At 62.8% G+C, this 19,457-nt stretch carries 16 protein-coding genes; 8 read left to right on the top strand and 8 right to left on the bottom strand.

The window, feature by feature from the left end:
• The first annotated feature begins 13 nt into the window (after nucleotides 1-13).
• The 8 genes from MESCI_RS20865 to MESCI_RS20830 all read left to right on the top strand — a co-directional run bounded on the left by MESCI_RS20865 (nucleotide 14) and on the right by MESCI_RS20830 (nucleotide 9,783).
• Entirely contained in the window at nucleotides 14-1,387 is a 1,374-nt protein-coding gene (locus MESCI_RS20865; protein ID WP_013531931.1) for a PleD family two-component system response regulator, read from the top strand.
• A gap of 520 nt (nucleotides 1,388-1,907) precedes the next feature.
• Complete coding sequence (locus MESCI_RS20860; protein WP_013531929.1) at nucleotides 1,908-3,380, top strand: FAD-dependent monooxygenase; 1,473 nt, start codon at nucleotides 1,908-1,910, stop codon at nucleotides 3,378-3,380.
• Nucleotides 3,381-3,507: 127 nt separating this feature from the next.
• Nucleotides 3,508-4,242: a FadR/GntR family transcriptional regulator gene (locus MESCI_RS20855; protein WP_013531928.1), complete on the top strand. Its 735-nt coding sequence runs from the start codon at nucleotides 3,508-3,510 to the stop codon at nucleotides 4,240-4,242.
• Nucleotides 4,239-5,426 (top strand): PLP-dependent transferase, encoded by a 1,188-nt coding sequence (locus MESCI_RS20850; RefSeq protein ID WP_013531927.1) that lies wholly within the window; start codon nucleotides 4,239-4,241, stop codon nucleotides 5,424-5,426. The genes MESCI_RS20855 and MESCI_RS20850 overlap by 4 nt, the downstream gene beginning before the upstream one ends.
• A 29-nt stretch (nucleotides 5,427-5,455) precedes the next feature.
• Nucleotides 5,456-6,733: an ABC transporter substrate-binding protein gene (locus MESCI_RS20845; protein ID WP_013531926.1), complete on the top strand. Its 1,278-nt coding sequence runs from the start codon at nucleotides 5,456-5,458 to the stop codon at nucleotides 6,731-6,733.
• Between the two features lie 206 nt (nucleotides 6,734-6,939).
• Nucleotides 6,940-7,863, top strand: a complete 924-nt coding sequence (locus MESCI_RS20840; protein WP_013531925.1) for a carbohydrate ABC transporter permease — start codon at nucleotides 6,940-6,942, stop codon at nucleotides 7,861-7,863.
• Entirely contained in the window at nucleotides 7,863-8,711 is an 849-nt protein-coding gene (locus tag MESCI_RS20835) for a carbohydrate ABC transporter permease (protein WP_013531924.1), read from the top strand. Before MESCI_RS20840 ends, MESCI_RS20835 begins: the two co-directional genes overlap by 1 nt.
• A gap of 4 nt (nucleotides 8,712-8,715) precedes the next feature.
• Entirely contained in the window at nucleotides 8,716-9,783 is a 1,068-nt protein-coding gene (locus tag MESCI_RS20830; protein WP_013531923.1) for an ABC transporter ATP-binding protein, read from the top strand.
• 681 nt (nucleotides 9,784-10,464) lie between these two features.
• Here the strand turns inward: MESCI_RS20830 and MESCI_RS20825 are convergent.
• From MESCI_RS20825 to topA, 8 genes are all read right to left on the bottom strand, one after another.
• Nucleotides 10,465-10,722 carry a hypothetical protein gene (locus MESCI_RS20825; RefSeq protein ID WP_024503578.1) on the bottom strand — a complete coding sequence of 86 codons (258 nt, stop codon included), beginning with the start codon at nucleotides 10,720-10,722 and terminating at the stop codon, nucleotides 10,465-10,467.
• A 170-nt stretch (nucleotides 10,723-10,892) separates the two neighbouring features.
• Nucleotides 10,893-11,060, bottom strand: coding sequence for a 50S ribosomal protein L33 (rpmG, locus tag MESCI_RS20820; RefSeq protein ID WP_006201775.1), 168 nt, complete (start codon nucleotides 11,058-11,060; stop codon nucleotides 10,893-10,895).
• A 153-nt stretch (nucleotides 11,061-11,213) separates the two neighbouring features.
• On the bottom strand, nucleotides 11,214-11,672 hold the full coding sequence (locus MESCI_RS20815) for a YqfO family protein (RefSeq protein ID WP_013531921.1): 459 nt from the start codon (nucleotides 11,670-11,672) through the stop codon (nucleotides 11,214-11,216).
• Nucleotides 11,673-11,783: 111 nt separating this feature from the next.
• Nucleotides 11,784-12,962, bottom strand: coding sequence for an MFS transporter (locus MESCI_RS20810; RefSeq protein ID WP_013531920.1), 1,179 nt, complete (start codon nucleotides 12,960-12,962; stop codon nucleotides 11,784-11,786).
• A 75-nt stretch (nucleotides 12,963-13,037) separates the two neighbouring features.
• Nucleotides 13,038-13,778, bottom strand: coding sequence for an NUDIX hydrolase (locus MESCI_RS20805; RefSeq protein WP_013531919.1), 741 nt, complete (start codon nucleotides 13,776-13,778; stop codon nucleotides 13,038-13,040).
• Between the two features lie 86 nt (nucleotides 13,779-13,864).
• Complete coding sequence (locus MESCI_RS20800; RefSeq protein ID WP_024503574.1) at nucleotides 13,865-14,299, bottom strand: DUF983 domain-containing protein; 435 nt, start codon at nucleotides 14,297-14,299, stop codon at nucleotides 13,865-13,867.
• Between the two features lie 11 nt (nucleotides 14,300-14,310).
• Nucleotides 14,311-16,629, bottom strand: a complete 2,319-nt coding sequence (rnr, locus tag MESCI_RS20795) for a ribonuclease R (protein WP_013531917.1) — start codon at nucleotides 16,627-16,629, stop codon at nucleotides 14,311-14,313.
• Nucleotides 16,630-16,635: 6 nt separating this feature from the next.
• Nucleotides 16,636-19,272, bottom strand: a complete 2,637-nt coding sequence (gene topA, locus MESCI_RS20790) for a type I DNA topoisomerase (protein WP_013531916.1) — start codon at nucleotides 19,270-19,272, stop codon at nucleotides 16,636-16,638.
• Between the last annotated feature and the right edge of the window lie 185 nt (nucleotides 19,273-19,457).

Below are 19,457 nucleotides of genomic sequence, written 5' to 3'. Positions count from 1 at the left end.
GGAGCGTTATGAAATGACTGCGCGGATCCTCGTCGTCGACGATATCCCTGCCAATGTGCGGCTGCTGGAAGTGCGGCTGCTGGCCGAATATTTCGAAGTGTTGACCGCCACCAACGGGCCGGATGCGATCGAGACCTGCGAGAACGGCAAGGTCGATGTCGTGCTGCTCGATGTGATGATGCCTGATATGGACGGCTTCGAGGTCTGTCGGCGGCTGAAGAGCGATCCGGCGACATCGCACATTCCGGTGGTGATGATCACCGCGCTGGACCAGGTTTCCGACCGCGTCCGCGGGCTTGAGGCCGGCGCCGACGACTTCCTGACCAAGCCGGTCAACGACCTGCAGCTGATGACGCGCGTCAAGAGCCTGGTTCGGCTGAAGTCGCTGACCGACGAGTTGCGGCTGCGCGCCTCGACGACGCGCAATATCGGCATCGGGGAGTTGCTCAGCCGCAATTTCGCATCCGAGGACACGACGCCGAAAGTGCTTTTGATCGACGAGCGCAAAACATCCGTCGAGCGCATCCAGAAGATGCTGCGTGATCGGGCCGACCTCGACGTCACACATGATCCGCATGCCGGTTTCTTCCAGGCCGCCGAGACATCCTATGAATGCGTGATGATCTCGACCGCGTTCGCCGATTTCGATCCGCTGAGGCTCTGTTCGCAGTTGCGCTCGCTCGATCGCACCCGCTTCGTGCCGATTATCCTGCTGGCGGAGGAGGGTGAGGAGGAACGTATCATTCGCGGCCTGGAACTCGGCATCAACGACTATCTCATGCGGCCGATCGACCAGCAGGAACTGACGGCACGGCTGCGCACGCAGGTGCGCCGTAAGCGCTACAACGACCAGCTACGGGCCAGCGTCACCCAGACCATCGAAATGGCGGTGACCGACGGTCTGACCGGGCTGCACAATCGCCGCTATCTGGACAGCCATCTGCAGACGCTGTTCGATCGCGCCGTGGCACGGCGCCGGCCGCTGTCGGTGATGATCACCGACCTCGATCGCTTCAAGGCGATCAACGACGCGCACGGTCATGATGGCGGCGACGAGGTGCTGCGGGAATTCGCACGGCGGCTGCGCAAGAATGTCAGGGGTATCGACCTTGCCTGCCGCTTTGGCGGCGAGGAGTTCGTCGTGGTGATGCCGGATACCGAGGGCGCGGTGGCCGAGAAGGTGGCCGAGCGCATTCGCGCCGAAATTGCCCAGGCGGCTTTCGCCATCGGCCAGGACGGCAAGGCGATCGAAGTCACGGTCAGCGTCGGCGTGTCGTCGGTGCTGAAGGGCGTGGACACGGTGGCGGCGCTGATGAAGCGTGCCGATCTCGCGCTCTACGAAGCCAAAAGCGGCGGCCGCAATCGGGTCGTCGCCAAGGCGGCGTAGTGATCCAGCCCCGATTATCCAGTCAACCCGACAGGGTTACCCGTTTACCTTAATCCAAGCGATTCGCGAGCCTTGGTTAAGAAACTGTTGATTTTCATAAGCTCTTGCGCGACTGTGCAGGCCAAGACGAAGCCGGCACGAGGATAGACCGCCGGCTCCGGTCCCTGGGAATACCCCATGATGCTCAGGTCCGCCGCATCTCCTGGGTCCGTGGGGTCGGCCGGCCGGCGCTGGCACATAGTGGCCTCCTCGTACCGCTGCCAAACGCCGACCGGCCCCCTTCTTTCCAATGAACATCAGAGCTCCGTGCCAAAGCACGGAAGACTCTGGGTTTTGCGCCTGAAAATCTGGATATCGTTACGGGAAACTGCCCCGAGCGCTTGTTCCGCGGCAACCAACAGGGGGAACAATACCGTTCCCTTCCATTTCATACATATGGCGCACAAGGGGCTTGCGGCAAGACCCGGCTCCTCCCGTAAAACCGACCCGAACCAAGGTGCGGAAAACGGGAGTGACGACAATGGTTTCAGATCATGCGGTGGTGATCGCCGGGGGTGGTCCGACGGGATTGATGCTGGCGGGCGAACTGGCGCTAGCAGGCGTCGACGTTGCCATTGTCGAAAGGCGGCTGGATCAGAAACTTGCCGGCCTGCGCGCAGGCGGCCTCCATGCACGCACCATCGAGGTGCTCGACCAGCGCGGAATTGCCGATCGGTTCCTCTCGCAGGGCCAAGTGAGCCCGGCCGTAGGTTTTCACATGATCCGCCTGGACATCAGCGATTTCCCAACCCGGCACAATTACCTGTTGGCGTTGCGGCAGAACCACATCGAGCGCATCCTGGCCGACTGGGTCGGCGAGTTGAAGGTGCCGATCTATCGTGAACACGAGGTTGCGGGGTTTATCCAGGACGACAGCGGCGTCGACGTCGAACTGTCCACCGGTCACCGCCTGAGGGCCGCATATCTGGTCGGCTGCGACGGAGGCCGCAGCACCATTCGCAAGGCGGCCGGTATCGAGTTCGCCGGATGGGATCCGACGATGAGCTGGATGATTGCCGAGGTCGAAATGTCGGAAGAACCGCCATGGGGCTTCCGCAGCAACGCCTCCGGAATTCATGCCCTGGGTAAGATCGAGGACGGCAAGAAGGTTGGCGTCGTGCTGACGGAGCCCCGCCTGGAGGCGCGCGGCGAACCGACGCTACGCGAGCTCAGCGAGGCGCTGGCTGCCATCTATGGCACCGATTTCGCGGTCCACAGCCCGACCTGGCTCTCCCGCTTCACCGACATGACGCGCCAGGCTGCCGCATATCGCGACAGACGCGTGCTGCTGGCCGGCGATGCCGCCCACGTCCATCCGCCGATGGGTGGACAGGGCCTCAACATCGGCGTGCAGGATGCGGTGAACCTTGGATGGAAGCTGGCCCAGGTCATCAAGGGGATATCGCCGGAAAGCCTTCTCGACAGCTATCATGCCGAGCGCCATCCTGTTGCCGCCCGCGTGTTGCGTAACACGATGGCGCAGGTCGCGCTTCGCCGCACGGATGATCGCAGCAAGGCCTTGGCCGACACCGTTGCCGAGTTGCTCGGCATGGATGAACCCCGCAAAAAGATCGCAGCCGAGATGTCCGGCCTGTGTGTCCACTACGACCTCGGCGAGGGGCACCCGCTGCTTGGGCGGCGAATGCCCGATCTCGATCTGACCACCGCCGGCGGACCGTTGCGGGTCTTCACCTTGCTGCACGACGCGCGGCCCGTGCTGCTCAACCTCGGTGAGCCCGGCAGACTGGACATCGCGCCCTGGGCAGAACGGGTCCGGCAGATCGACGCCGGTTACGCCGGTATCTGGGACCTCCCGGCTCTCGGGAGTGTCGTTGCGCCCGACGCGGTCTTGATCCGGCCCGATGGTTATGTGGCTTGGGCCGGGGCGGGAGCCCAACGGGGCCTTGTGGACGCGCTGACCACCTGGTTCGGGCCGCCTGCTGCCGCAGGTTAGCAGACGCGATCGCGCGACCGCCTTGAGAATATTGCGTCGCTTCCTCCGACAGTGCTCCTGACAGTTGGTTGACAGGAGTTTTCAACTATGCAGAATTGGTTGGACCATTGGACCACTCGGAGGAAATGTGGACCAGAACAGCCTGCCACCCATTCAAATCACGGCGCGCGACGACGCCGTGTTGAAGGCGTTGGTGGGATTTGTTCGCGCCGAAGCCCTGCAACTGGGCGACAGACTCCCAACCGAACGCATTCTGGCCGAGCGGCTGAAGGTCAGCCGCAACACCGTGCGCGAGGCTCTGACACGCTGGGAAGGGCTCGGCCTCGTCGAACGCCGGCAAGGCAGCGGCACCTATCTCAAGGCGGCTGTTTCGCCTGATATGCTGCACATGCCGCTGACACTGGCCGGCGGCAATGATTTCACCAGCCTGATGCAGACGCTGGAGATCCGCCGCGCGCTGGAGGCGGAGGCAGCAGCCCTTTGCGCCGAACGCGCCAGCCAAGCCGATATTGCCGAGATCGCACGCAAGCTCGACATCATGGAACAGGCGTTCCGCACGCGCGAGGGCATGTCGTCGGAAGAGGATTGGGAGTTCCACCAGGCGATCTACCGGGTCTCGGGCAATCCGCTGTTCGAGCAGATCATCGCCGCCATGCATGAGCTGTTTCACCGCTTCTGGGAGCATCCGCTCGGCGTGCGTGACTTCGGCCACGCCAGCTTTCCCTACCACCGGACCATCTACGAACGCATTGCTGCCCGCGATCCGCAGGGCGCTCGCGCCGAGGCGCTCAAGCTGATCGCCACCGTCGAGGATGACCTCAAGCGCGGCGCGGCCAAACTCAAACTCTCGAGCCAGACATGAACGAGCATCCATCAGGTTTCGATTACGACTATCTCACCGAAGCGGCGACGCTTTTGGCGCATGACGAACCGTTCCCCGGCGGTGCGGTGGTGCCGCCGATCTACCAGACCTCGCTGTTCACCTTCGCCAACTATGCCGAGATGGCCGAAACCTTTGCCGGCAAACGAAGGCAGCCGATCTATTCGCGCGGCGACAATCCCACGGTGATGGAGTTCGAGGCGCGCGTGGCAGCGCTCGAGGGCGCAGAAGCCGCGCGCGGCTTTTCCAGTGGCATGGCGGCGATCAGCGCCACGGTGCTTGCGTTCGTCGGTGCGGGCGAGCGCATCGTGGCGGTGCGCAATTGCTATGGCGATGCCTACCGTTTGTTCGAGCGGCTATTGCCGCGGCTCAACATCAAGGTCGATTATGTCGACGGCTCCGACCCGGATGCGGTCGCGGCGGCACTTCCCGGCGCCAAGCTGCTTTATCTGGAAAGCCCGACCTCGATGATGTTCGAGCTGCAGGACATCGCGCATCTGACACGGTTGGCCAAGGAACAGGGCATCGTCACCACGATCGACAATTCCTGGGCGACGCCGGTGTTCCAGAAGCCGATCACGCATGGCGTCGACCTGGTGCTGCATTCGGCCTCGAAATACCTTGGCGGCCACAGCGATACGGTCGCGGGCGTCGTGGCGGGTTCGGCTGCCCACATCAAGCACATCAACGAGCAGACCTATTCCTATCTCGGCGGCAAGCTGTCACCGTTCGAGGCGTGGCTTTTGCTGCGCGGCCTGCGCACGCTGCCGCTGCGCCTGCCGCACCACATGAAGAGCGGCCTGACCATCGCCGAACGGCTGAAGGCGCATGCCGCTGTCGAGCGGGTCAACCATCCCGTCTATTCGAACCACCCGGGCAAGGCAACGCTGGCCGGCTATGCCGGTCTGTTCTCCTTCGAGGTGACGGACGATATCGACATCCCCGTCTTCGTCGACGCGCTGAAATATTTCCGCATCGGCGTCAGTTGGGGCGGGCATGAAAGCCTGGTCGTGCCGGCCAAGGCGTCGCTGGAGCAGACGCCGGGCCTGAATTCGATGGCGCGCTTCGGCGTCAGCCCCCGAACCATCCGCTTCAATGTCGGATTGGAGAGTGTCGAAGACCTGTGGGCTGACGTCGCCCAAGCCTTCGAAAAAGCCAGAAAATAACAAGCGGGTTCAAAATGGGAGTCTTGAACATGAAAAAACTGACCGTCATGCTTGCCACCGTTGCGGGACTGGCGATTTCCGCCGGAAATGCTGTGGCCGATTCGACCCTGAAAATGGTCGAAGTCATCACCAGCCCGCCACGCACCGAATTCCTGAAGAAGCAGATCGCGGAGTTCGAAACGGCCAATCCAGGCATCAAGGTCGAGCTGATCTCGCTGCCCTGGGGGCAGGCGTTCGAGAAATTCCTGACCATGGTGCAGGCCGGCGATACGCCCGACGTGGTCGAGATGCCGGAGCGCTGGATGGGCCTCTATGCCAACAATGCCCAACTCGAGGATCTCGGCCCGTATATGGCCAAATGGGATGACGCCAAGACGCTTGGCGACCGCGCGAAACAGTTCGGCTCGACCGTCAACAACACCCAGTTCATGATCCCCTACGGCTACTATGTGAACGCGCTGTTCTGGAACAAGAAACTGTTCAAGGAGGCCGGCCTCGATGGCCCGCCGGCGACGCTTGAAGATTTCGTCGCCGATTCCAAGAAGATTTCCGCGCTCCCGGGCAAGTACGGCTACTGCCTGCGCGGCGGGCCGGGCGCCTTCAATGGCATGCACATGTTCATGAACATCGCCGCCGGCAAGGGCGGTTACTTCAACGAGGACGGCACTTCGACGATCAACGAGGAGGGCTCGGTCAAGGGCCTGCAGATGCTGGCCGACATGTACAAGGACGGACTGGCGCCGAAGGATGCGGTGAGCTGGGGTTTCAACGAAACGGTCACCGGCTTCTATTCCGGCACCTGCGCCATGCTCAACCAGGATCCGGACGCGCTGCTCGGCATCGCCGACAAGATGAGCGCCGACGATTTCGCGGTAGCGCCATTGCCGGTCGGGCCGAGCGGCAAATCCTATCCGACACTCGGCTATGCCGGTTGGGCCATGTTCGCCAACTCGCAGCACAAGGACGACGCCTGGAAGCTGATGGCGACCCTTTTGTCGCCGAAGGACAATCTGGAATGGGCCAAGGAAGTCGGCGTCGTCCCGATCCACAACGGTGCCGACCAAGATCCCCATTTCAAGACCGAGCAGTTCAAGGGCTGGTTCACGGAGCTCAGCGACAGCTCCAAATATGAAATGGTCACCCCGCCGACGCATCTGGAGAACCTCGGCAATTTCGTCGACCAGGTGGCGATCAAGAATTTTCAGGAAGTGCTGCTTGGCCAGAAGACGGCCAAGGACGTCGCCGACCAGTGGGCTGCCTTCCTGACCAAGGAACAGCAGGACTGGCTGGCGAAGAACAAGAAGTAGTTTTTCTTCCCTTCTCGCCGTTCAAGGGGAGAAGGTGTCACGAAGTGACGGATGAGGGGCGGCGCTATGCCTCGATAGGTTCGCGCTGCCCCTCATCTGCCTGCCCGTCATCCGCAGCAGCTGCGGAGGGTGGACCGGCATCTTCTCCCCGTGAACGGGGAGAAGGACGCTGTCCCCGACGCCGTTCCAGGAGCGCCCCCGAGCCAATGACCTACGCCGTGTCCGAAATACGATCCGTCGGCAAGCCGCGTCGCAAGCGGCTATCCCATGCCGCTATCGAGCCATGGCTCTATCTCAGCCCGGCGATCATCCTGCTGGTCGTGGTGCTTCTGGTGCCGCTGGTCATCGGCATCAGCTACTCCTTCCGCAAGTTCTCCGCCTTCAAGTCCGAATATGTCGGGCTCGGCCAGTATCAGGCGATGCTGTCGGATCAGGTGCTGGGCCAGGCGCTGGTCAACACGTTGTGGTGGACGGTCGCCAGCCTTTTCTTCCAGTTCTTCCTCGGCCTTGGCCTGGCGCTTCTGCTCGACAAGCCGTTTCGCGGCCGCAAGGCTGTACAAGCCCTGGTGTTCCTGCCCTGGGCGGTGCCGTCCTTCCTGTCGGGCCTGACCTGGGCCTGGCTGTTCAATCCGATCATCGGCCCGCTGCCGCACTGGCTGTTTGCATTGGGGCTGAAGGCCGAGCCGACCAATGTGCTGTCCGATCCGTCAACCGCCATGTGGGGGCCGATCGTCGCCAATATCTGGTTCGGCATTCCTTTCTTCGCCATCACGCTCCTGGCGGCGCTGAAGTCGATCCCGTCGGAACTGCATGAGGCGGCGGCGATCGACGGCGCTTCGCCCTGGCAGCGCTTCACCAAGGTGACGCTGCCGTTTCTGGCGCCGACCATCGCCATCACCGTGATGTTGCGCACCATCTGGATCGCCACCTTCGCCGACCTGATCTTCGTGATGACGGAGGGCGGGCCAGCCGGCTCGACCAACACTGTGCCGGTTTACATCTATGTCAGCGCCTTCAAATCGCTGGACAAGGGCTATGCCTCGGCGGTGGCCGTGCTGCTATTGGTCCTGCTCATTGCCTATGCGATTGCGCTGATCGGTATCCGCCGCACCCTTGTGAGGCACGTCTGATGATCGCAGGACGCACAGCCTCGCAGCGCTTCTTCGGCGGCATCGGCCTCTACGCGGCAATCGCGGCTTACGTGCTCTTTGCCTTGTTCCCGATCTACTGGACGCTGAAGATCTCGGTCACGCCGGAGCGGCTGCTTTATTCCGAAGGCATCACCTTCTGGCCGTCGCACATGACGCTGCAGAACTTCGTAACCGTGCTCGAGGCCACCGATTTCCCGCGCTATTTCCTCAACAGCGTCATCGTCTCGGTATCGACGGCGGCACTGGTGACAATCATCGCCACGCTTGCCGGCTATGCCATGTCGCGCTTCACCTTTCGCGGCAAGGCAGCACTGGCGCTGATGTTGCTTTTGACCCAGACCTTTCCGCTGGTGATGGTCATTCCGCCGATCTACCGCGTGATGGGTCAGATCGGACTGATCAACAGCCTGACCGGGCTGATCATCATCTACACCGCCTTCAACACGGCTTTTGCCACCTTCCTCATGCAGTCCTTTTTCGACGGCATTCCCAAGGATCTGGAGGAAGCGGCGATGATCGACGGCTGCACGCGTGCACAGGCGATGCGCAAGGTGATCGTGCCGCTGACGCTGCCGGGCATGGGCGCGACGCTCGGTTTCGTCTTCACCGCCGCCTGGAGCGAGCTTCTGTTCGCGCTAATGCTGATTTCCAGCGACGACCAGAAGACCTTCGCCGTCGGCTTGCTCACCTTCATCGGCAAGTTCGCCGTCGATTGGGGACAGATGATGGCGGCATCCATCCTGGCGTTGATCCCGGTCTGCATCTTCTTCGCCTTCCTGCAACGCTATCTCGTCACCGGCCTGACCGCCGGCGCCGTCAAAGGATAGATCGATGGCCTCTGTTACGCTCGAGAAGGTCCGCAAGGACTATGGCGCCGTCCGCGTCCTGCACGCGGTCGACCTTGAAATCGCCGATGGCGAGTTCGTCGTCCTGGTTGGGCCGTCGGGCTGCGGCAAGTCCACGCTTTTGCGCATGATCGCCGGGCTGGAGGAGGCTTCCGGCGGCGAGATCCGCATTGGCGAGCGGCTGGTCAATGACGTAGCACCCAAGGACCGCGACATCGCCATGGTGTTCCAGTCCTACGCGCTTTATCCGCATATGGACGTGTCGAAGAACATGGGCTTCAGCCTGCTCCTGAAGAAGGCGGAGAAGGCGACGATCGACTCCAGGGTGGACGGCGCCGCCAAGCGGCTCGGGCTCGACACCTTCCTGCAGCGCCTGCCGCGGCAATTGTCCGGCGGCCAGCGCCAGCGCGTCGCCATGGGCCGGGCGATCGTGCGGGACCCCAAGGTCTTCCTGTTCGACGAGCCGCTGTCGAACCTCGACGCCAAGCTGCGCGTCCATATGCGCGCCGAGATCAAGGCGCTGCACCAGCAACTGAAGACGACATCGGTCTATGTCACGCACGACCAGATCGAGGCGATGACCATGGCCGACCGGATCGTCGTCATGCATGACGGGCTGATCCAGCAGGTCGGCGCGCCGCTCGATCTCTACGACCGGCCGGCCAACATGTTCGTTGCGGGTTTCATTGGTTCACCCGGCATGAATTTTCTGCCGGCGACGGTTCGTAAGGGCGCTACGTTGGAGGCCGTACTGGCCGACGGCCAGGCGCTGCGGCTGCCGGAAGGCCTGCCACTGACCCACGGTGACGCCATCACCGTCGGTTTGCGGCCCGAGCATATCAAGCTGGCGGACGAGGGTGCGTTGAAGGGCGAGGTGGGTGTGGTCGAGCCGCTCGGCCTTTCGACGCAGTTCTACGTCAAGCTAGCCAGCCAGCAGCTGTGCGTCTTTGCCATGGGCCGTGCCGGCGTCAAGTCCGGCGACGTGGTGCGGTTGGCGGCCGAACCGGACCAGCTGCATCTGTTCGATGCGAAAAGCGGCGAGCGCATCGGCTGAGGGGACGCAGCCGGGTCGGATGCGGGCAGCCGGATCAGGCGCCGCTATCGGGCGGGACATACACGGTAACGCTACATTTCAATTGGATAAAATAGCGGAACGTCCAAGAGACATTTCCGGAACCTAACAGGATCGCTCGGACCTTTGCGTCTAGGGCGCAAGACCTTAGTCCCGCCGTCTTCTCAAAAGAACGGAGGTCATTTCGCCGCGAACTAGGCCACCGTCGGAGTTAGTCAACACCGACGGTGGCACCTGCAATATGGGCGAGTGGGTTGTGTGCGGATATGGTGTGATCGCGGAAGGCGATTGTAGACCGCTAACCGCGAGGGCTTCTTTTGGACAGCGGCGAGCTGTCCAACGGGTTTTCAGCCGATTTGGCCGATCGCCGCTCCTTCAGCCACAGGGACTTCTTTCTCCTTGCCAGGTTCTCGTCTCGAACGCTGTCTTCGGCGGTCACTCCGCCATGCATCGCGGCAATCACGTAGTCGGCTCTGTTGGTTCGAAAGTCGCCTTTTTGTACGGACATCGTTTTCTCCCAGTGCGAGGCATTTCCCCCCTTTTTGCCTGACGCTGAAACTAACTACCTATCCGTGGTGCAAGTCTACCAATTGGCGATTGTATTAAAACGATACACTCAGATGGCGCGATCGCACGAGAGGAGCCCATCCTGGCGAGGCTTCTTCATTGACCCTGTTGTGATCCTTGCGGGGGTGCCGCGGCGGGAGGTGTCGGAGCCTGCGGTGCGGGTTCCGTGGAAGGCGTGGCGGGGCTGTCAGGCTGAGGTGCAGGCGGTGCGGCCTCTTCCTCAGTCAGAACCTGGTCAGTCCTGGCCTTGATCTCATCGGCCGTCTGCTGGCTTATCAGCCCGTTGCTGACGGCAAAGCCAGCAGCCAGAGCGACAAGGGCTGCAATGATTGCAGCTTTCAACTTCTTCGACATGCATAGGCGCCTTATTCGTGACACCCAACCCACGGCCAAGGGTGCCGCAACCATGGCTAAGGGTCAATCCTTTGGCTGGAGTCTCTGCTCGGATGCAACGAAATCAACTGTTACAAACGAAAAACGCCGCCCATTGGGCGGCGTTTCGGCATTGCGGCGGGAAACCCGGATTACTTGATCTTGGTTTCCTTGAACTCGACGTGCTTCTTGGCGACCGGGTCGTACTTGCGGAACGACAGCTTGTCGGTCTTGGTGCGGCTGTTCTTGCTGGTCACGTAGAAGAAACCGGTGTCGGCGGTCGACAGAAGCTTGATCTTGATGTTTGCGGCTTTGGCCATGATATCAGTCCGTTTGTTCGTGGGGTTTTGGCCGCTGGAGCACGGGGAAACACCCGGACGCGGGAAACTTGGCGCGACACATAAAGAACGCGCCCGGAAAGTCAAGCCCGGTAGGCCTTGCGCGACCCACCAGAGCCGGCTCGGGAGCGGAAATCATGCGGTTTCCGTCGCCGATGCCGCAACCTTCTTCCAGTCTCCGGTCGTGTTCCACCAGCGATTCGGATTGGCGCGGTCGTCCAGCCCCTTGGAACGGCTGGCGAGAATCGGCTGAATGCGGATCACCGGTTCCTGGTAGGAGTGCGCCTGGAAAATCGCCTCGACGACGTGGGCGGCCAGCGCCTGGTCGTCCGGCAGTTCGAAGGAAACCTCGACCGTGCCGGGGCGCCGCCGCAATTCGGTTTCGGCGCCGGCGGCCGCACCGTCAAGCGGCCTGTAGCGTTCGATGCCGTGCGCCGACTGATAGGCATTGCGGTCATATTTGCCCATGGCCAGCGGCGCGATCGCCACCACGGCATCCATGATGCGGTCGACGTCGGCGGCCGGAGCCTGGAAGGTCACGAGCAGAAGCAGTGTCATTCGTAGCGATGTGGTTTCAAAGCCGCTGTCGATCATGGAAGTGTCCTCAAGTGTTTTGGGACACCTTTTTAGCCCTGTGCTCCTGACACGGTTCTGTCAGCAGCCTGTCACCGTGCCGTGCCAAATGCATGGCAGGCCGCAGTCGCGCTACAGCAGGATCTTGCGAACCAACCTGACGGCGACCAAAGCGATATAGGCGGCGAAGAACAGGCCGAGCGACCAGCCGAAGCCGGACGGGCCGAACGCATCCATGCCGATGCCGATCGCCTGCGGGCCGAGCACCATGCCGACGCCGTAGCACAGCACGAAGGCGGCATTGGCCGACGCCAGTTCATGGCCGGAAAGCTGCGAGCCGAGATGGGCAAGGCCGATCGTGTACATGGCAGCGACGCCGCCGCCCCAGACGAACAGAAGCGCGGCCATCAAATGCCAATTCTGGGCGAAGAAGGGCATGAACACGGTGCCGATAAGACCGACCGTCGCGCAGGCAATCAGCAGGTAGCGGCGATCGCTGACGCGGTCGCTGATCATGCCGATCGGGATCTGCAACAACACATTGCCGAGGCCGATCATGGTCAGCAGAAGGGCCGCATCGGCCTCGGAATAGCCGATTCGGCTGCCGTAGATCGGGAACAGCGCAAAGCCGCCGGTTTCCACCGCGCCGAACACCAGCACGGCAGCGGTCGCCGACGGCACCAGCCAGATGTAGCGCAGGAAATTGCTGGTTTCGCCATCCGAGGCGATCGACGGGCTCTCGTTGCGTGCTGCCAGCACGGGTATGGCCGCCAGCGTCACCAACGCGATGATGACGCCGAACGGCCTGAAGCCGGAACTGCCGAGATGAGCGAACAGCCACGGTCCGGCGGCAAAGCCGAGCGACAGGACAGTGGCGTAGATGCCAAGGACAAGGCCGCGCCGGTGCGGCGGCGCCGAGGTGCTGATCCAGAATTCAGACAGGATGAACAGCACCGTCAGCGCAATGTGCAGCACGATGCGCAGTGGAAACCACATCCAGAAATCGGGTGCGAAATGGAAGCCGACAAAGGCCAGCGCGCCGGCGGCGATCATGGCGATCATGGTCCAGGCAACGCCGAAGCGCATGGCGAGCGGGGTCGCCAGCGGCGCACCGGCGATCGAGGCGAGGCCGGCGACGGCGGTGTTGAGGCCGATCATCGAAGCCGAGTGGCCGCGTGTTTCAAGGATGACGCTGAGCAGCGGCATGCCGAGGCCGATGGCGATGCCGACGACGCTGATCGACGAGATCGCCGCCACCATCGGCAGCCAGTGTACGCGCTCGTCGCCCTTTGGTTGGGTATCGACCGTCATGGATGCTGAATACTCTGTCTGTTTGATCTTACGCAATTCGGACGGAAAACCGCGTCACACTTTCCTGGAATTGCTCTAGAGAAGTTCGCGGATGAAGCGGCTGCGGACAAGCCGGTAGAAGGGCACGGGACCGCCTGGACGCAACAGTGGATCATGGGCGAGGCGCTTTTCCAACTCGTCCAGGATCATTCGGGTGATGTCGGGTATGTCGGCTTCCCTGGCCTTGGCAAGCGGCAGCCAGACCAGCTCTTCCAGTTCGTTGGTCGGACCGCCACCGGGCAGTTCGACCGCGACGTCGTCACGCCAGGCGCTGAAGAAGCGGGTGTCGAAGCGGCGCACCCGGTTGGGCGGCGTGATGGCGCGCGCGACGAAGCGCAGCATGTCGAGAGAGGGTTGCACGCCGTGTTCGGCAAAGCCTTGCCAGTCGGATCTGGGGGTTGCGAAAGCACCCTTGCGGCCGATCAGCAGCCCGGCTTCCTCATAGGTCTCTCGGATGGCCGACAGGGCGATGGCGCGGGCTCGTGCGGCGCTTGTGCGCCCCGGCCCGGCGATCAGCTTGGCTTCCTGCTTCGGGTGCAGGGCGGCGACGACCGGTATGCGGCTATCGGCCGGATCGGTGCGGCCGCCGGGAAAGACGAACTTGCCCGGCATGAAGGCGTGGCCGGCATGGCGGCGACCCATCAGAACCAGTACGTCGTCGTCCTTGCGGTCGAGCAGGATGAGGGTTGCCGCGTCGCGCGGGCGAATTGGCCGGTCGCTATGAGCGATCATGCTCCGCTCGATCCTGTCGACTTCCGCCTTGGTCATACCGTCCATGCGCAGGACCTAGCGGAAACTTCTGGCAAGCGAAAGTGGCCTTTCACGGTCGGTATGTTGCGCCAGGCAGCATTCTTGGCTGCGGCCTAGGCTCCGGGATGCGGCTCGATCACGTCGTGCTCCCCGCCGAAGCCGTGCATATAGAAGGCCCATTGCAGTCCGATGACGGCACCCTTGACCGGCTGCAGCAGCGCAACCGACAAAAGGATGGTCAGCGGCACCCAGATGGCGATGTGCTGCCATATGGACAAAGTCGACGTCGCCTCAACGCCCATGAAGGCGCCCAGCACGATGTGGCCGACGATGACGATGACGAGGTAGGCCGGCAGGTCGTCGGCCCGGTGGTGATGCAATTCCTCGCCGCAGACGCCGCATGTGTCGACGGTCTTGGTAAAAGCGCGAAACAGCTTGCCTTCGCCGCAATGCGGGCAGCGGCCGAGCAGGCCGCGCTTCATCGCCGTCCACAGCGGGCGTGCGGCCCGGCCCGAGTGATGTTCTCCGCCGAAAACCTGTTCTTCCATGGCTGTTGTCATCATCGTCTCCTGCCGCGCGAACCCGGTCGCGATTGCGACGCGCGGGCGCGGCCCTTGGCCTTGTGAAACGACCGCTTGGAGCCCGGCAGAGGCTTTGGGTCGGTCAACATCTCGAAGCGCATCGCGCCGGCCATCGGCGCCACCTCGATAAGCCGGACCTCGACGCGGTCCGCGAGTTGGTAGCCTTTGCCAGAGCGTTCTCCGAACAGGGAGCGAGCCGTTTCATCGTATATATAGTAATCGCCGCCCAGAGTTGACACCGGGATGAAACCATCCGCGCCGTACTGCGGCAATTGGACAAATAGTCCTGATTTGGTGACGCCGGAGATGCGGGCATCGAAGCGGTCATCGACGCGTTCGGCGAGATAGGCGGCGATCAGACGGTCGACCGTGTCCCGCTCGGCCGCCATTGCGCGGCGTTCCGTGCCGGAGATCAGCACCGCGACATCTTCGAGCCGTGCCGCTTCGTCCTGCGTCAGCCCACCCGGACCCAGTCCGAGTGCGGCAATAAGTCCGCGATGCACGATCAAATCGGCATAGCGGCGGATCGGCGAGGTGAAATGGGCGTAGCGGCGGAGGTTGAGACCGAAATGGCCGATGTTCTTTGGCGAGTATTCGGCCTGGCTCTGCGATCGCAGCACCACTTCGTTGACAAGGCCTTCATTGTCGGCGCCGCGCACGCGCTCCAAAATGCCGTTGAACTGGCTTGGCTGCATCTGCGCGCCGCGCGCCAGTGACAGGCCCAATGTCTGCAGGAACTCGCGCAGCGATTCCTGCTTGGCGAGCGACGGCGCGTCGTGGACGCGATAGACCAGCTCCTGCTTCTTCGCCTCCAGCGTCTCGGCCGCGGCGACATTGGCCTGGATCATGAATTCTTCGATGAGCTTGTGGGCATCGAGCCGCTCCGGCACGATGACGCGGTCGACGGTGCCGTCCGGCTTGAGTACGATCTTGCGCTCCGGCAGATCGAGTTCGAGCGGCTGGCGGCCATCGCGGCCGCGCTTCAGGATCGCATAGGCGTCCCACAGTGGCTTCAGCACGGTTTCGAGGATCGGGCCTGTCTTGTCGTCCGGCGCGCCGTCGATCACCGCCTGAGCCTGTTGGTAGGCGAGCTTTGCCGCCGACTTCATCATGACGCGATGGAAGGTGTGCCTGAGCTTGCGGCCCTCGGCCGAAAAGATCATGCGCACCGCCAATGCCGGCCGGTCCTGGCCCTCGCGCAGCGAGCAGAGATCGTTGGAGATGCGCTCGGGCAGCATCGGCACGACACGATCCGGGAAATAGACCGAGTTGCCGCGCTTCAGCGCTTCGCGGTCGAGTGCAGTGCCATAGCGCACATAGGCGGCGACGTCGGCGATCGCCACGGTGGCAACCACGCCGCCGGGGTTCTTCTCGTCGAGATCCGGCGTGGCGAAGACGGCGTCGTCATGGTCCTTGGCGTCGGCCGGATCGATGGTGACCAGCGGCAGGTCGCGCCAATCCTCGCGGTGATCCAGCGTCGCCGGCTTGATCGCTTCGGATTCTGCGATGACGTCGGCCGGGAAGATATGCGGAATGTCGTGCGCATGGATGGCGATCATAGAGACCGCCTTTTCGCTGGTCAGAGAGCCCAGCACGTTGAGCACCTTGGCTCTCGGCAAGCCGAAACGGGAGGCTCGCGCCGGCTCGACCTCGACCAGGTCGCCATTCTTGGCGCCGTTCTGGAATTCCTTGTCGACGATCAGTTCGGGCTGGCGCCGTTCCACCGGTTCGATGCGGAAGGTGCCGTCCTGCAGGATGCGAAAGATACCGAGCACGGCATCGGTGCGCTTTTCGAAAATCTTCACCACCCGCCCGGTGTAGGCGGGGCCGCCCAGGGCGACGTTCGTGTCATCGGCGGGAAAGGTCTTGGCCAGCACGCGGTCGCCAATGCCGGGCGCCGGTCCACTGCCACTGCGCGACAGGCGGATGGAAACGATGGGCGGCGGCCCATTGGCTGTGTGTTCGGTTGGGCGCGCCAAGAGCACGCCATCGGCATCGCGGTCGAAAATATCGAGGACCGTGACATGGGGCAGGGCACCGACGCGGGCCAGCCCCTTGCGCTCCTTGGTGAGGACGCCTTCGTCCTGCAGGTCGCGCAAAATATCCTTCAGCCAGATGCGGTCGTCGCCGCGCAGCGCGAACGCCTTGGCGATGTCGCGCTTGCCGGCGCGATCAGGATTTTCGGCAATGTAGCGCAGGATTTCGTCACGCGACGGCCGATAGTCGTCCTTGACCTTGGCCCTGGTGTCGGCGGTGCGCGGATCGCCGTGGGTTCTGCCGGTGATCTTGCGCGCCACGCTGTCCTACCCTTTTTTCTTCGCGGCCGGCTTCTTCGCAGCCGGCTTCTTGGCGGCTACTTTCTTGGTTGCCGGAGCTTTGGCCGCGGCCGCCTTGCGGAACGGCTTTTTGCCGCCGCCGCCCTTGGCTTCCTTCTCGGCAATCAGCGCCAGCGCATCCTCCATCGTCACCGACTGGGGATCCTTGCCCTTGGGCAGCGTAGCATTGACCTTGCCGAAATTCACGTAAGGCCCGTATTTGCCGTCGCGCACGACGATCTTGCCGCCGCCATCGGGGTGGTCGCCGAGCTCCTTGAGCGCAGCGGCCGTGCCGCCATTGCGGCCACCCTTGCCCTTCAGCTGCTTCTCGGCGATCACCGACACGGCGCGGTTGAGGCCGATCGAGAACACGTCCTCGATGCTTTCAAGATTGGCATAGGTGCCGTCATGCAGCACGAACGGGCCGTAACGGCCGAGCCCGGCCGAGATCATCTTGGCCGTTTCCGGATGCTGGCCGACATCGCGCGGCAGCGACAGCAGCGCCAGCGCCTTTTCGTGGTCGATCGACTCTGCCGTCCAGCCCTTGGGCAGGCTGGAGCGCTTGGCTTCTTTGCCGTCGCCGCGTTGCAGATAGGGGCCGAAGCGGCCGCTGCGTAGCGTGATTTCCTCTGACGTATAGGGGTCCTTGCCGATGACCTTGGTGCCGTCTTCGCCGCCGCCATTCTCACCATTGGGGTTGGCGGCATCGCCGAGCTGGCGGGTGAAGGAGCATTCGGGATAGTTGGAGCAGCCGACGAAGGCGCCGAACTTGCCGAGCTTCAGCGACAGATTGCCGGTGCCGCATTTCGGACAGATGCGTGGGTTCGAACCGTCCTCGCGCGCGGGGAACACCAGCGGCGCCAGCTCTTCATTCAGCGCATCCAGCACGTCGGTGACGCGCAGTTCCTTGATGTCGGCGACTGCGCCGGAAAAATCCTTCCAGAAATCGCGCAGCACGTCCTTCCAGGCGAGCTTGCCGTCGGAAATCTCGTCGAGCTTTTCCTCGAGGGACGCGGTGAAGTCGTACTCGACATAGCGCTTGAAGAAGCTTTCGAGGAAGGCCGACAGCAGCCGGCCCTTGGCCTGCGGCACCAGCCGGCGCTTGTCGATGGTGACGTAATCGCGGTCCTCGAGCGTCTTCAGGATCGCCGTATAGGTAGAAGGCCGGCCGATGCCGAGCTCTTCCAGCTTCTTGATCAGCGACGCCTCGGAATAGCGCGGCGGCGGCTCGGTGGTGTGCTGGGTGGCGTTGATCGCCTGGCGGGCAAGCTGCTCGCCGGCACGGATCTCGGGCAGGCGACGATTTTCCTCGTCTTCCGCATCGTCGTCCTTCTGGTCGGTGTATGCGGCGATGAAACCGTCGAACCGAACGACCGAACCGATGGCACGCAGCTCCGCGGTGCGCGATCCATTGACCGCCTCGATCTCGGCGGTGGTGCGCTCGATTTCGGCCGGCTGCATCTGGCTGGCGATGGCGCGCTTCCAGATCAGCTCATAGAGCCGCATCTGGTCGGAATCGAGATATTGCCTGACCGATGCCGGGGTGCGCATGAAATCCGTCGGGCGGATCGCTTCGTGCGCTTCCTGGGCGTTCTTGGCTTTGGCCGTATATTGGCGCGGCTTTTCCGGCAGGTATTTCGGACCGAATTCCTTGGCAATGGCATCGCGTGCGGCGTCGATTGCCTCGGGTGCCATCTGCACGCCGTCGGTTCGCATATAGGTGATCAGACCGGTGGTCTCGCCGCCGATCTCCATGCCTTCATAGAGGCGTTGCGCCACCTGCATGGTGCGGCTGGCCGAGAAGCCGAGACCCGACGAGGCGGCCTGCTGCAGCGTCGAGGTGGTGAAGGGCGGGCCGGGATTGCGCTTGGTCGGCTTGGCTTCTACCGACACCGCCTTGAAGGTTGCGCCTTCGAGCATCGACTTGATGTCGTCGGCCTGCGCCTTGTTGGAAATGTCGAGCTTTTGCAGCTTCTTGCGATCGAAGGCGGTCAGCCGCGCTTCGAAATTCTCGTTGCGCGGCGTGCCCAGCAGTGCAGCGATCTGCCAGTATTCCTCGCGGATGAAGCGCTCGATCTCGGATTCGCGGTCGCAGACGAGACGCAGCGCAACCGACTGGACGCGTCCGGCCGAACGGGCGCCCGGCAGCTTGCGCCACAGCACCGGCGACAGCGTGAAGCCGACGAGATAATCCAGCGCCCGGCGGGCGAGATAGGCATCGACCAGCGGCGCATCGATCTGGCGCGGATTGGCCATCGCTTCCAGCACCGACGATTTGGTGATGGCGTTGAAGACGACGCGGCTGACCGGCTTGTCCTTCAGCGCGCGCTTCTGCTTCAGAACTTCCAGCACATGCCAGGAAATCGCTTCGCCTTCGCGATCCGGATCGGTGGCGAGGATCAGGCCGTCGGCGTCCTTGACCGCCTTGGCGATGTCGGCGAGGCGCTTGCCAGAGGCGGTGTCGACCGCCCAGGACATGGCGAAATCCTCATCCGGACGCACCGAGCCATCCTTGGCCGGCAAGTCCCTGATATGGCCGAACGAGGCCAGAACCTTGTAGTTCTTGCCGAGGTATTTGTTGATTGTCTTCGCCTTGGCCGGCGATTCGACGACGACGACGTCCATGAGGTCTCATATCAGCTGTGGTGCGGCAGAAGAATTCCGCTGCGCGCGACGAAATCTCGTTCTATTTGTCGCTCACATGGCCGCGCTTTTGCATCCGGTCAAGGGGAAGCGCCCAAATTGCGGGCCGGTCCGCAGCAATACACTCTTAGAGTGTATGGAGAAAATCACAGAATTTGGGAAAGGCA

Origin of the sequence: Mesorhizobium ciceri biovar biserrulae WSM1271, from assembly GCF_000185905.1 — a bacterium.
GTDB lineage: Bacteria > Pseudomonadota > Alphaproteobacteria > Rhizobiales > Rhizobiaceae > Mesorhizobium > Mesorhizobium ciceri.
This window is presented reverse-complemented; position numbering and strand designations above follow the sequence as displayed.